This is a genomic window from Moritella sp. 5 (genome assembly GCF_018219455.1).
Classification (GTDB): domain Bacteria; phylum Pseudomonadota; class Gammaproteobacteria; order Enterobacterales; family Moritellaceae; genus Moritella.
The window spans coordinates 979,357-993,444 of sequence record NZ_CP056122.1; the positions used below are offsets into that span (position 1 = coordinate 979,357).

Here is a 14,088-nt window from a genome sequence, read left to right on the forward strand (position 1 = left end):
CTTGAAGTCGCGGCCTTTTTATAGTTTATTAATTTAAACTAAATGGGCATTACAAATAACGCGCCTGTAGATGCGTTTTAAAGTGCGCAGGGTTTAATGTTTCACCTGTCGCTTTTTTCACTAAATCATTGGTACTTAACAGTGATGCATTTTGCCAGATGTTAGTTTTAAGCCAATTAAAGATAGGTGATAAATCACCGCTAGTAATGATTGCAGGCACATCCATTTCTTGCTTAATTGTCGCCATGAATTGCGCAGCATACATTGCGCCCAATGTATAAGATGGGAAGTAACCAAAGCTGCCATCTGTCCAATGCACGTCTTGCATACAGCCATTACGGTAATTACCCTTGGTATCTACACCAAGATATTGCTGCATTTTAAGGGCCCATAATTCTGGAATATCATCCACTTCAATATCGCCATTCATCAGTGCTTGTTCGATTTCATAACGTAACATCACATGTGCAGGGTAAGTGACTTCATCTGCATCAACACGGATAAAATCTGGCTTCACTCGTGTGTAGCACTGACTTAGATTAAGCGGGTTATAAATAGCCTTATCTGTACCTGAAAAAGCCTTCTGTATTTCTGGTGTCAGTAAGGTTAAAAACTCTTTACTACGACCTAATTGCATTTCAAATAACAGGCTTTGGCTTTCATGAATGCCCATCGAACGCGCTTGGCCTACTGGTAGATGGTTCAATGCTTTTGGTAGACCTTGCTCATAACGTGCGTGGCCCGTTTCATGGACAACGCCCATCAAACTCTGGGTAAAGTCATCTTCTTCGTATCGCGTTGTTATGCGTACATCTGAAGATACACCACCGCAGAATGGATGAGTTGATACATCAAGACGACCATGGTTAAAATCAAAGCCGAGGATCTGCATCGTTTTTAAGCCCAGTTGCTGTTGTGCGGCAATCGGGAAGTGACCTGTTGGCATGATGACGTTATTAGAGGCTTGCTTATCTTGTGCAGCGAGGGTTAATTCTGGTAACCATGATTTAACGTCATTAAAAATAGGATCCAGTTGGGCGCTAGTCATGCCCGGTTCGTACAAATCCATCAAGGCATCGTAGTTACTACAGTTGTTTGCTTGGCCGCGAATACTGGCTTCTTCACGTGACAGCTCAACGACTGTTTTTAAATTTTTAGCAAAACCTGCCCAATCATTTTCTTTACGCTGGGTACGCCAAGCGTGTTCACATTTAGAACCTGCTAACGATTTTGCCGAGACAAGTTCTTCCGGTACAACGTTAGCTTGCTGCCAGCTACGGTCGATCTCTGCCAAGCTGGCTTGTTGCTCACTTGACAGGTTTTCAGTTTGCGCTTGGTTAATTAAGCCGGCAAGTTGTGGTGCGGTACTTTGCTGGTGGATCATGACGGCTAGTTCGGCCATTGCTTCAGAGCGTGCTTCATTACCGCCTGCTGGCATCATAGCAGCTTGATCCCAACCACAAATAGAAGATAAGTGGCTTAGGTTATGTATCTTTTTAAAGTGCTTAGATAACTCTTCATATGCTGAACTAGTTGTCATGTTAACTCCAAGGTTGAGTCTATAAATAGGGGAATGTTAGCCTGATTTAGCTAATATTTTATCTAATACTCTAAAGGGTAAAATACGTTTTAACAAGGCAAATAAATAGGTTGGAAAGGTTACGTAATAACGGATTTTCGGATTTTTGCTTTCGATCGCATGAATAAGTGCTTTAGTTACTGCCTCTGGGCCTAGAGTAAACTGGTTGCTGACGTCTTTTTTACCCAACCGACTAATTTGCTGTTGGTAATCAGCACTGTGGATACTATTTTCGATATCAATATTGGCTTGAAAGGCTGACAATGCATTGGCTCTAAATTGGCTTACAATAGGGCCGGGTTCAATAAGTGATACCTTGATTGGGGTATCTAATAACTCCAGTCTTAACGTGTCTGTTAGTCCTTCTAGCGCAAATTTACTTGCGTTGTATGCCCCGCGATATTTCATCGTCACTAAACCTAGAACTGAGCTATTTTGAATAATGCGGCCGCGGCCATTGGCGCGCATTAATGGGATAATTTGTGTGGTTAGCTCGTGCCAGCCAAAGACATTGGTTTCAAATTGAACACGCAACGCATCTGTTGGTAAATCTTCGACAGCGCCAGGTTGACCGTAAGCGCCGTTATTAAACAGCACATCAATCTTGCCAGCAGTGAGTTGGGTTATATGTGCGACCGCAGCAGTAATAGAGGCTGTAGAACTTAAGTCCAGTTGCACACTTTCAAAACCTTGATCAATTAACCTCGTCACGTCTTGCGTCTTTCTCGCTGTTGCAAAAACACGATAACCTGCCGCTTTCAGGGTGACAGCAGCGTGATAACCGATCCCTGTTGAAGCGCCGGTAATTAATACTGTTTGCATTGCTGATATCTCCACGTTGCGTTGTGCTTAACGCATAATAAATGGTTTATGAATTTGTAGTTTGTCATGAATTTCAGACACAAAAAAGCCCATAACACTGTTACAGGCTTAATGATACTCAAAGTTCGTTATTAACCTTGTTCTAGTAATCTACGTAGGTCAATTACGGCTGCATTAGCACGAGACAGGTAGTTTGCCATTACCAGAGAGTGGTTAGCAAACATCCCAAAACCAGCGCCGTTTAGAATCATAGGGCTGCTTACAGGCTGAAGTGATGCTTCTAATTCAAGGATGATTTGATCAACACTTGCTAAGGCATTTTTCTTTTCGAGTACACCTTTAAAGTCAATACGTGCTGCTTTTAAATAGTGATATAGTGCCCAAGAAGAGCCACGTGCTTCCCAGAATACATTATCGATTTCTAACCATGGTGTTTTAACGGTAGAACCTGACTCTGTGAGTGTGGATTGCTCAGCGCCAAGATCACCCGATAAATCAGTATTGATACGGTATTGACCAACTGACGCACTTAAACGTTGTGATAATGAACCAAGACGTTTTTCTACTTGTTTAAACCATTCAGCAAGGTTATCTGCACGCGCATAAAATTGTGCATTTTGTGATTGCGAATCATTTAATTTATCTAGGTATTTTTGAAGTTCAACAATTGTCTTTTTGTATTCAGAATTGGCATTAGTTGGGAACAAACGTGTGTGTCCAACGTTTAACGAACCGTGTGCTTTTTGTAGGTCTTTATTTTCAGTTGACTGCGTTTGTGAACGGCTTAAGTCACGACGTAATACTAACATCAGATCACGCGATTGCTCTAATAATCCATATTCCCATGATGGCATGTTATCCATCAAAACTGCAGGTGGTAATATTGAATTACTGAGGTAACCGCCATTTTTGTCATCTAATGTTTGGAGTGTTTTAATCAGCGTGGCGGTGGTGTAAGAACCTACCGCAATATCAGTATTGTTTTTAGTTAACTCTTCCGTGACTTGTGTTGGACTGAAATTATCTGGTTCAATACTCCAATAAACTGAAGTTGCATAAAAGATAATACCGACAGCTGCAATACCTGCAATGATTTTAGATTTACTCATCTGGTCGTTCCCTCGAATCATACATTAAGTTTAGTAATATTTACTCTAGTGTAACTCGCTGAAATGCCTGCAACAAGCCTAATCACAATATAAAAAAATACATACCAATACTTACATAAAAACACCTTATGTTTTTTTTATTCTGACCACATGCATAATTTCTATTTTGAATCCTGCGACGTCTTCGACCTCAGGGTAGTAAGTCAGATTGACGTATACGCCGGTTAATGATCTATAAGGCTTTTTGCGTTTAAATTTGAAAGGTACGCTGTGGCCTTCTATCATGACAGTATTGAGATACCATTCGTCTTTTTCTCTTTGTACATGAGAAGTGACTTTTTGGAGTTCTGAATGGGTTAATCCGGGATGCTTGTTAAGTAATTTATCGGGATCTGAAGCCATTTATTATAGTCTCATTGTATTTTAGTTACTTGAATATAGAGGTTGCTTGCAATGTTGAACTTGTTGATGGCAACTTGCAATTATTGATGTTCTGCCATTAGTATATCTCAAAATGAGGTTAAACTTTGTTTATTGACGCTATTTTTCAGGTTTACGGGTGTAAATATGATATAAACTAAGTGTAAATTTTAACTCCCTTTCGATAATTACATTAGGGGTAGCAGGGAGAAAGATGTGAGACAAAATACACGTCATCAAAAAATAATTTCGCTGGTTAAAGAAGAAGGGTTTGTCAGTACTGAAGTCTTAGTTGAACATTTTTCAGTCAGCCCTCAAACAATCCGCCGAGATTTAAATGAATTAGCTGAAAGAAACTTGGTTCGCCGTCATCATGGTGGTGCTTCATTATTAGAAAGCAGTGTGGTTAATGATTCATACGTTAACCGTAAACAAAAAACAGCTAAAGGTAAAATGAAAATAGCACAAGCGATGGCGGAGCGAATTCCTGATGGTTCATCGTTATTTATTGATATCGGTACCACATCGGAAGCCTTAGCGCACGCATTACTTACCCATACTAATTTACGAATTGTTACCAACAACCTGAATGTTGCGACGATTTTGATGCAGAAACCTGATTTTAGAGTGATTGTGGCTGGTGGTGAAGTGCGTAACAAAGACGCAGGTGTTGTTGGTGAAGCAACTGTCGACTTTATTAAGCAATTTAGAATGGATTTCGGTATTGTGACTATCAGTGGTTTAGATATGGATGGTTCATTACTCGACTTCGATTATCAAGAAGTGCGCGTGACACAAGCTATCATCGAATGTTCACAAGAGGTATTTTTACCTGTTGATCACACAAAATTCGGTCGTAATGCTATGGTTAACATTGGTAATGTGAATCAAGTTAATAAACTATTTACTGATATCGAACCACCAGAAGAACTTGCGAAGTTATTGCTGTTACATCAGGTCGAGTCGATAGTCTGTAAATCAACGTTAGAGAGTTAAACTATTAAATAATTATTAGAGAAGGGAGTGTCTCGTGATCCGTGTTGTTTTTAATCAAAAAGGTGGCGTAGGTAAATCTACGATCTGTAGTAATTTGGCTGCTATCGCAGCATCAGAAGGTAAGCGTACGCTTATTATTGATTTAGATAGTCAATGTAATACCAGTGCCTATTTATTAGGAAATGATTATAAGGTTGATTTTAGTGCTGCTGAGTTTTTTGAGCAGACATTAAATATTATTATGAAAGGGCGACCTTATCATGACTTTATCGTGCAGACGGCATTTCCTAATCTTGCCATTATGCCAGCGTCAGAATTGCTTGGTGAATTGATTGTTAAATTAGAACAACGCCATAAAATCTATAAATTGCGTGATGCTATGGTGAAATTAAGGCGTGATTACGATGAAATTTATATCGATACTCCGCCAGCATTTAACTTTTATAGTTTGTCGGCCTTGATTGCCGCGGATACTTGTTTAATTCCCTTCGATTGTGATGATTTCTCACGTCGTGGTTTATATAGTTTATTAGCCAATATAGAAGAAACACGACAAGATCATAATGATAAATTACGGGTAGAAGGGATTGTGGTTAACCAGTACCAAGGGCAAGCTAGTTTACCAAAAAAACTGGTTGCAGAATTAAGATCGGAAAATTTACCGATTTTAAATACCCTGATTCACAGCTCCGTGAAAGTAAAAGAATCACATAATATTTCTCAGCCCTTGATCAATTGTGCGCCTAAGCATAAAGTGACACTGCAATTTTGCGATCTCTACGCTGAGATCTCTGCATAATATTTCCAATTGCTTTGGCTGAGGGGTGAACCTTAAGCTAAAGCAGTTTGATTTCTTTTCATACTCATCTGTGTGAGTGTATTTTTATTAATCATCTTTTTAGATAGCATTCGGCCTCAATGTTTGCTGTTTAAGTGATAAGCAAGGTAGTTATGTCAGTTAGTATTAATGACCTAGAATCATTTTTTCGTAATATCCAACAATCAATTATCACGGCTTTTCAGGCTGAAGAAACCAACGGCGAGTTTATCGCTGATCATTGGACTAGTCATCTTGGTCTGGGCACTAGTTGTGTATTACGCGACGGTGAAGTATATGAAAGCGCGGGTGTAAACTTTTCGATGGTAAGCGGTGATAAATTACCGGCGGCTGCATCGGCTAAACGTCCACAATTTACCGGTATGTCATATCAAGCGATGGGCGTGTCGGTAGTGGTTCATCCACGTAACCCGCATGCACCGACAAGTCACGCCAATGTACGCATGTTTATGGTGACAGATAATGACGGTCAACAGCACTGGTGGTTGGGAGGTGGTTTTGATCTAACGCCAATTCATTTGTACGCAGATGACGCTCGTCATTTTCATACCGTGGCGCGTGATGCTGTTGCTCCATTTGGTGATGAGCTGTACCCACAGTTCAAACAAGATGCAGATGAATATTTCTATATGCCACACCGTGAAGAATATCGTGGTATTGGTGGTATTATTTATGATGACCTGAATCAGTGGGACATTGAGAAAAGTTTAAGCTTTATTGAATCTGTTGCTAAGGGTTATACACAAGCTTATGCGCCAATTATTGCTAAACGCAAAAATCAGCCGTATACAGAGCAAGAACGCGAGTTCCAATTGTTCCGTCGCACCCGTTATGCGGAATTTAATTTGATTGTTGACCGTGGCACTATTTTTGGTCTGCAAAGCAAGGGGAGAACGAAGTCTATTTTGATGTCTATGCCTCCGCTTGCCAGTTGGCACTATGATGATCTAGAGCCGCAGAATGAAGCGCAACAAGCGTTAGTTGATGTTGTTTCAGAACCTCGGACTTGGCTATAGTTTTTAATTAGGATCACGCTTAACGGCGTGGTTTTAACGTTTAATTCGAACGAATGTGTTTCGAAAAATCTTTAATTATCGCCGCTGTTGTTCCCCATATCGGATATTTACCCCAAGGCATAAAAGTCACTTCACGGTACTTACCTTTAAATAAACTCTTTTCGATAATGTGATTGTCATCATCGAGCAGGAAAGATAACGGCACTTCAAAAATTTCATCGACTTCATTGGGGTCAATCCTGGATTGGTAATCACTGTCGATCAAGGCAACGACAGGGGTGACATAATAGAGACTAATCGTTGGTCGACTAGGCAGTGTTCCCAAAACAGTAATTTTATTGGCTGGAATACCAATTTCTTCATGGGTTTCACGTAATGCGGTGGCGATGGATGAACTATCTGTTTTTTCTGTTTTACCGCCTGGCAGCGCTATTTGACCACTGTGGTGGCGCAGATGTGACGCACGACGAGTTAGAATTAGATTTAGTTCTTGCTCTCGTTCGACAATAGGAAATAGCACGGCCGCAGGCGTAAACATTTTGGATAATTTACTCACCGATTTACTGCTAGGCGACAGTACAAAGCGTGAAGTTAAAGAATTAATATCCATACGCGTCCTTGCAACTCATTAAGTTGAAATGAAGTACTATAATCTTGAAATAAGTATTTTAGTTTATTCACTGATTTATTATGTTCATTAACTAAAATACTGGATACCTCATTTAAAGTATAGGTAATATTTTCGCTAATTTATCGAATGTTTCTTGATATTCCTCTTCGCCTACCGAGTCTGCGACAATACCACCGCCAGCCCAACAATATATCTCACCGCTATCACACAATAGAGTGCGGATAGTAATACTGGTATCCATATGCCCATGTGCCGATAAATAACCGATGCTACCGCAATACAATGAACGGCGATGGGGTTCTAACTCTTCAATAATTTGCATTGCTCTTATTTTTGGCGCGCCAGTGATTGAGCCACCAGGGAAACACGCACGTAATAATTCACTTGGTTGTTTGTCTGCGGGCATCTGACCGATGACCGTGCTTACTAAATGATGGACTGCGGGAAAACTCTCGACATCAAATAATTTAGGAACTCGGACCGAACCTGGTACCGCAATTTTACCAATATCATTACGTAATAAGTCGACAATCATTAAATTTTCAGCACGGTCTTTCTCTGCACTTTGCAATGCCAGTGCGTTTGCATGATCAATGCTCGGGTCTTGGCTGCGTGGGCGGGTGCCTTTAATTGGTTTTGTCTCAATCTGCGTATCTTTAACTTGAATAAAACGCTCTGGCGAAATAGACAATATCGCTTTATCTTCGAGGCGCATAAATGCCGAGAAGGGGGCTTTATTATGCTGACTTAAGGTGCAGTATGCTTGCCATTCATCGCCTTGATATTGATTGTTAAAGCGTTGGGCTAAATTAATTTGATAACAATCACCCGATCGTAGATATTGCTGGATTTGATCAAATTTTTGATGGTAAGCCTGCTCTGACATATTAGAGGACCAGCTGTTTTTTAATTCAAACGTTGTTGCAGTTGTTTTGGCTGATAATTGTTTACCTACACCTTGTTGCACTAACCAATCATAACGATCTTGCCAAGCCTGCTCAGCATTGTCACTAAATTGTATTTGCCATGCCTGTTGCTGCTTTATATCAACGACAATCGCCCAATCATATAAACCAACCGCCATATCTGGGAAGTTCAGATCGTCATTAGCAAGGTTGTCAATTTTCTCAATATTTCGGCCTAAGTCATAACCAAAATAACCCAGCGCACCGGCAATGAAAGGTAAATCAACATCCAGTTTATGCGGGGCTATGTCGCCAATAAGTTGCTGGTTTAGGGTTTGTAATACTGAAAATGAATCGTCGGTGGTGACGGTTTTACCACTGGCCTGAGTAATGGTTGTTTGGGTACCTTCTGTGACTAGGGTGGCAATCGGATCCGCCACAATAATGTGGAAACGACTATCAATGTGATCTACAGAACCTGACTCGAGTAAAATTGACCAAGGGGCGGTACTTAGCGGGGAAAAAAGTGAGTGAATGCCATTGCTAGGAAAGGCGATTGGTTTTATTACAAGTGTTTTCATCGGTACAGCATATCCCTCAATTTTGATGCGCGCAGATTATCATAAATCGCCTGATTAATCTTGGCTCTAAGGTGATATAAACTGAATTCTGTGTTGCTATAAAGTTGTGCGGCTGTTGTTATTTCGTATAGATTAAGCATAGTTTTTAGTGGAGAGAAGTGATCAGCAAAGGTATGATAGAGGCAAAATTAGAACTAGATATCTTATTGCTAGCTATTTTGAGGCCGATCCATGGCTTTGAATATGATAAATATAATAATTAGTTAGCACAGTGAGTAAGCAAAAGGGAGTTGACCATGAGTACAGTTATCCGTAAAGCGGACTTTATCGACAGTATTGCAGATTCGCTACAATACATTTCATATTACCATCCGCTTGATTTTATCCAAGCAATGGAAAAAGCCTACAACGCAGAAGAAAGCCAAGCCGCTAAAGATGCGATTGCACAAATCCTCATTAATTCACGTATGTCAGCGGAAGGTAAGCGTCCAATTTGTCAAGATACTGGCATTGTGACCTGTTTCGTTAAAATCGGCATGAATGTGCAGTGGGAAACGGATCAAACAGTGCAAGAAATGGTTGATGAAGGGATTCGTCGTGGTTATGGATTTGAAGGTAACCCACTCCGCGCTTCAATTGTCGCTGATCCTGCTGGCGCACGTAAAAATACCAAAGATAATACACCAGGCGTAGTGCATGTCGAAATGGTACCTGGCGCGAAAGTTGAAGTGATGATCGCAGCGAAAGGCGGCGGTTCTGAAAACAAAAGTAAGATGGTGATGTTAAACCCGTCTGATGACGTTGCAGCTTGGGTTGAAAAAACTGTACCTACGATGGGCGCTGGTTGGTGTCCACCGGGTATGTTAGGTATAGGCATTGGTGGTACTGCTGAAAAAGCGGCAGTCATGGCTAAAGAATCATTAATGGAACCGGTTGATATCCACGAGTTGATGGCGCGAGGTGCGGAAACAACGGATGAAAAAATGCGTTTAGACATTTTTGACCGTGTAAATAAACTCGGTATCGGCGCGCAAGGTTTAGGCGGAATGGCGACGGTATTGGATATTAAAATTAAATCTTGCCCAACTCATGCAGCATCAAAACCTGTCGTTATGATCCCGAACTGTGCAGCGACACGCCATACTCACTTTATCCTTGATGGTTCTGGTCCTGCAGAATTGCATGTACCTAAATTAGAAGATTGGCCTGAAGTGACTTGGGAAGTAAGCGATAGCGTTCGTCGTGTTAATGTTAATGATATCAAACCTGAGTCAGTACTCGAATGGAAAACCGGCGAAACGGTTCTATTATCAGGTAAGATCTTAACAGGTCGTGATGCGGCGCATAAACGTATTAAAGACATGTTAGATAAAGGTGAAGGCTTGCCAGAAGGGGTAGACTTTACTAACCGATTTATCTATTACGTTGGTCCAGTTGACGCTGTGGGTGATGAAGTCGTCGGTCCTGCTGGTCCAACAACTGCAACACGTATGGATAAGTTTACCGATACTATGTTAGAACAGACGGGTTTATTAGGCATGATCGGTAAATCAGAACGTGGTCCTGCAACTGTTGAAAGTATCAAGAAGCATAAAGCCGTTTATCTGATGGCTGTTGGTGGCGCTGCGTACCTAGTATCAAAAGCGATTAAGAAGTCACGTGTTGTCGCGTTTGAAGACTTAGGTATGGAAGCGATTTACGAATTTGATGTTGTTGATATGCCGATGACAGTTGCAGTGGATACCAATGGTGTATCTGCACATGTCGAAGGTCCAGCTATCTGGAAAATAAAACTTAATGAATAACACGAAAATAACGCATTAGTGTTTTAAAAATTGTTTGAATATGCATAAAGCGGCAACTTAGGTTGGCGCTTTATTCATTTTAAGTGTGCTATTTTTAGGGGATAGAAGATAAATATCGGCGCTCGTGTTTATCTTTAAAACCCTCACTGTAGCTACCCACTAGTGAGTATTTTTAATTTTGTATACGTAGAAAAATGCGAACTAGGACAAGTTCAATACATTTGTTTCAAACATTTGTTTACATTGTATTGACATTTAGTCCGTCAGAACGTAATTTTAAAACGTTCGTTTAAAAAGGGTTAATTATGGTTAGTAAGTTGGATACAAAAACTCGCATTCTCGATGCAGCCGAAAGTTTGTTCGCTGAACATGGGTTTTCAGATACTTCTTTACGCTTGATAACTACACGAGCAAGTGTGAATTTGGCATCGGTTAATTATCATTTTGGTTCTAAGAAAGAATTGATTCAGGCGGTTATCGCCCGACATCTCGAACTCTTCATGCCCCTGCTAAATGAGAAGTTAACGGCCTTATGTGCACAAGCTGAAAAACCATCGTTGTTAGATGTGTTTAACAGTTTTGTTGATCCGCTATTAGCGTTAGAACAACAAAGTAAAAATGGTACCGTGATTTTTATGCAGTTGCTTGGTCGAAGTTATACTGATGAGCAAGGGCATTTACGTTGGTACACCACAACGCATTACGGTGAAGTCTTAGCCAACATAACTAAGGCTTTATTGAAAGCGAACCCAGCGTTGTCATCGCAAGAACTCTTTTGGCGATTACATTTTACCTTGGGTACAGCAGTATTTACGATGGGCTCAAGTGGCGCATTGATGGATATTGCGAAAGCAGATTTTAATCAAGATATTGATGTCGAGGGACTAATTCGTAAAGTGATCCCTTATTTGGCATCTGGAATGAATACCTCAACAGAAACTACAAGCATGTAGATGCAATTTAGCTATTTGGATGTTGTGAATTCAAATCCAAAGTTGTAAATACAGCATCAAAATAGTGAAACAAAAGGAAATCGTTATGAGCGCAATGAGTGAGTTTAGAAAGAATAATATCACAGCACCATTATTTAAAGTGTTTAAGAGCATCTTGCCTCCGCTTTCACAAACAGAGCAGGAAGCAATGGAATCTGGTAGTGTGTGGTGGGATGGTGATTTATTCGCAGGTAATCCTGATTGGAATAAAATGCTTAGCTACCCAACGCCTAAGTTAACTAAAGATGAGCAAAGCTTCATTGATAACGAACTTAAAACACTAATGTCGATGCTGGATGATTATAAAATCGTTCATGAAGATCGTGATTTACCAAAACCAGTTTGGGATTTCATTAAATCAAACGGCTTCTTTGCGCTTATCATTCCAACAGAATACGGCGGTAAAGCATTCTCGTCTTACGCTAACTCAACGATTGTAACAACGATTGCTACACGTAGTTTATCTACGGCTGTAACAGTAATGGTTCCTAACTCATTAGGTCCGGGCGAATTACTTGCACATTACGGTACACAAGCAGAAAAAGATCGTTGGTTACCAGGTCTAGCAAACGGTACTGAAGTACCATGTTTCGCACTGACTGGTCCTGAAGCTGGCTCTGATGCTGGTGGTATTCCAGATATGGGTCGCGTAGTTAAAGAAGAATTTGAAGGTAAAGAAACGCTTGGTATCCGCGTATCGTGGAGTAAGCGTTATATTACGTTAGCACCTGTTGCAACTGTACTTGGTCTGGCATTTAAACTGCAAGATCCTGATGGTCTACTGGGTGACAACGTTGATATCGGTATTACATGTGCATTAATCCCAACGTCACACGAAGGTGTTGAAATTGGCGACCGTCACTTCCCAATGGGTCTGGCATTCATGAATGGTACCACTTATGGTGACGATGTATTCATTCCTATGGATTGGGTTATTGGTGGCGCACCAATGGTTGGTAAAGGCTGGCGTATGTTGGTTGAATGTCTATCTGCTGGTCGTGGTATTTCTTTACCCGCTCTAGGCAGTGCTTGTGGCCATTTAACTGCGCGTATGACGGGTGCTTACTCATATGTACGTAAACAGTTTGGTTTATCAATTGGTAAATTTGAAGGTGTGCAAGAGTCGCTTGCTCGTATTGGTGGACTAACTTACCAACTTGAAGCAGCGCGTAAATTTACAACTGGTGCACTAGATCTCGGTCAAAGTCCTGCGATTGTTACGGCAATCTCTAAATACCACATGACTGAAATGGCGCGTACTGTTATTGATGATGCACTTGATATACAAGCTGGTAGCGGTATTCAGTGTGGTCCTAAGAACTATTTAGCCAGCGCTTATTGGGGTATTCCGGTAGCGATTACGGTTGAGGGTGCAAATATCCTTACGCGTAACCTAATGATCTTCGGTCAAGGTGCAACACGTTGTCATCCATATGTACTCGGTGAATTACAAGCGGCTGCAAATCCAAATGAAAAAGAAGCATTAGCGCAATTTGATGAATTATTGTTTAAGCATATTGCCTTTGGTACGAAAAACTTCTTTGGTGCATTAGGCCAAGGTCTGACTGGCGGCATGTTAAATTCTGCGCCTGTATCGGGTCCAACGAAGAAATACTACAAGCAACTTACGCGTATGAGTAAAGCATTAGCATTGTGTGCTGACGTATCTATGCTTGTGCTTGGTGGTGACTTGAAACGTCGTGAAATGATTTCTGCACGTTTGGGTGATGTACTAAGTAACTTGTACCTTGCATCTGCAACCTTGAAACATTTTGAAGAGCAAGGTCGTCAAGCTGAAGATTTACCTATGCTGTCTTGGGCTATCGAACGTAACTTGTTTGAAATTGGTAAAGCATTTTCTGGTTTCTTCCAAAACTTCGGTAACAAAGCGATTGCTAATACACTTAAAGTTGTGGTATTCCCATTCGGCATCAGCTACAAAATGCCTGCTGATGATATTGCAAAAGAAATTTGTGAAGTACTGCTTAAACCAAGCGAAGCGCGTGACCGTCTAACACACCTTTGTTATGTTGGTGACGAGAAAGATGCAAACACGGCAATGTTCGATATGGAAGCTGCGTTCCAAGCGATGTACAAAGTTCAGCCTATCGAGAAGAAAATCGCAATTGCTGCATCTAAAGGTACAATACCGCGTAAGTTAGCTGCAAACGTTGCAGCGCCACTTGCTGTTGAAAAAGGTATCATTACACAAGTTGAAGCAGACGAACTACTTGCTGCTGATAAACTACGTTTTGCTGCGATTAACGTTGACTCATTCACTCCAGAAGAGTTTGCGGGTATTTCAAAAGTAATAAAAGACGATAAAGTAGCTTAAGTTTTAACTGCGCCACTCATGAAAAAAAAACCGAGACTGCTATCTTATATAGTAGTCTC

The 14,088-nt window shown here is 40.8% G+C and carries 12 protein-coding genes; 6 read left to right on the forward strand and 6 right to left on the reverse strand.

Annotation, left to right across the window (positions count from 1 at the left end; genetic code table 11):
* Positions 1-49 precede the first annotated feature (49 nt).
* The 4 genes from HWV01_RS04490 to HWV01_RS04505 form a co-directional block, all read right to left on the reverse strand.
* Entirely contained in the window at positions 50-1,540 is a 1,491-nt protein-coding gene (locus HWV01_RS04490) for a carboxypeptidase M32 (RefSeq protein ID WP_211674259.1), read from the reverse strand.
* Positions 1,541-1,576: 36 nt separating this feature from the next.
* On the reverse strand, positions 1,577-2,401 hold the full coding sequence (locus HWV01_RS04495; RefSeq protein ID WP_211674260.1) for an SDR family oxidoreductase: 825 nt from the start codon (positions 2,399-2,401) through the stop codon (positions 1,577-1,579).
* A gap of 131 nt (positions 2,402-2,532) precedes the next feature.
* Positions 2,533-3,510 (reverse strand): DUF2333 family protein, encoded by a 978-nt coding sequence (locus tag HWV01_RS04500; protein WP_211674261.1) that lies wholly within the window; start codon positions 3,508-3,510, stop codon positions 2,533-2,535.
* Positions 3,511-3,636: 126 nt separating this feature from the next.
* Entirely contained in the window at positions 3,637-3,912 is a 276-nt protein-coding gene (locus HWV01_RS04505) for a hypothetical protein (protein ID WP_211674262.1), read from the reverse strand.
* Positions 3,913-4,146: 234 nt separating this feature from the next.
* On the opposite strand from HWV01_RS04505, the gene HWV01_RS04510 reads away from it, so the two are divergent.
* The 3 genes from HWV01_RS04510 to hemF all read left to right on the forward strand — a co-directional run bounded on the left by HWV01_RS04510 (position 4,147) and on the right by hemF (position 6,780).
* Entirely contained in the window at positions 4,147-4,926 is a 780-nt protein-coding gene (locus HWV01_RS04510; RefSeq protein ID WP_211674263.1) for a DeoR/GlpR family transcriptional regulator, read from the forward strand.
* A gap of 34 nt (positions 4,927-4,960) precedes the next feature.
* On the forward strand, positions 4,961-5,725 hold the full coding sequence (locus tag HWV01_RS04515) for a ParA family protein (protein WP_211674264.1): 765 nt from the start codon (positions 4,961-4,963) through the stop codon (positions 5,723-5,725).
* A 152-nt stretch (positions 5,726-5,877) separates the two neighbouring features.
* Positions 5,878-6,780 carry an oxygen-dependent coproporphyrinogen oxidase gene (gene hemF, locus HWV01_RS04520; protein WP_211674265.1) on the forward strand — a complete coding sequence of 301 codons (903 nt, stop codon included), beginning with the start codon at positions 5,878-5,880 and terminating at the stop codon, positions 6,778-6,780.
* Positions 6,781-6,820: 40 nt separating this feature from the next.
* Here hemF and HWV01_RS04525 read toward each other — a convergent pair whose 3' ends face one another.
* Together HWV01_RS04525 and pabB are read right to left on the reverse strand one after the other, a co-directional pair.
* Positions 6,821-7,390, reverse strand: a complete 570-nt coding sequence (locus HWV01_RS04525) for a CoA pyrophosphatase (RefSeq protein WP_211674266.1) — start codon at positions 7,388-7,390, stop codon at positions 6,821-6,823.
* A 112-nt stretch (positions 7,391-7,502) separates the two neighbouring features.
* Positions 7,503-8,897 carry an aminodeoxychorismate synthase component I gene (pabB, locus tag HWV01_RS04530; protein ID WP_211674267.1) on the reverse strand — a complete coding sequence of 465 codons (1,395 nt, stop codon included), beginning with the start codon at positions 8,895-8,897 and terminating at the stop codon, positions 7,503-7,505.
* Positions 8,898-9,193: 296 nt separating this feature from the next.
* Between pabB and HWV01_RS04535 the strand changes: the two genes are divergently transcribed.
* From HWV01_RS04535 to HWV01_RS04545, 3 genes are all read left to right on the forward strand, one after another.
* On the forward strand, positions 9,194-10,702 hold the full coding sequence (locus HWV01_RS04535) for a fumarate hydratase (RefSeq protein WP_211674268.1): 1,509 nt from the start codon (positions 9,194-9,196) through the stop codon (positions 10,700-10,702).
* Between the two features lie 305 nt (positions 10,703-11,007).
* The gene (locus HWV01_RS04540; RefSeq protein ID WP_067039865.1) at positions 11,008-11,655 is read left to right on the forward strand and encodes a TetR/AcrR family transcriptional regulator; all 648 of its coding nucleotides are present in this window, start codon (positions 11,008-11,010) and stop codon (positions 11,653-11,655) included.
* Between the two features lie 85 nt (positions 11,656-11,740).
* On the forward strand, positions 11,741-14,029 hold the full coding sequence (locus HWV01_RS04545) for an acyl-CoA dehydrogenase (RefSeq protein ID WP_211674269.1): 2,289 nt from the start codon (positions 11,741-11,743) through the stop codon (positions 14,027-14,029).
* The last annotated feature ends 59 nt before the right edge of the window (positions 14,030-14,088 follow it).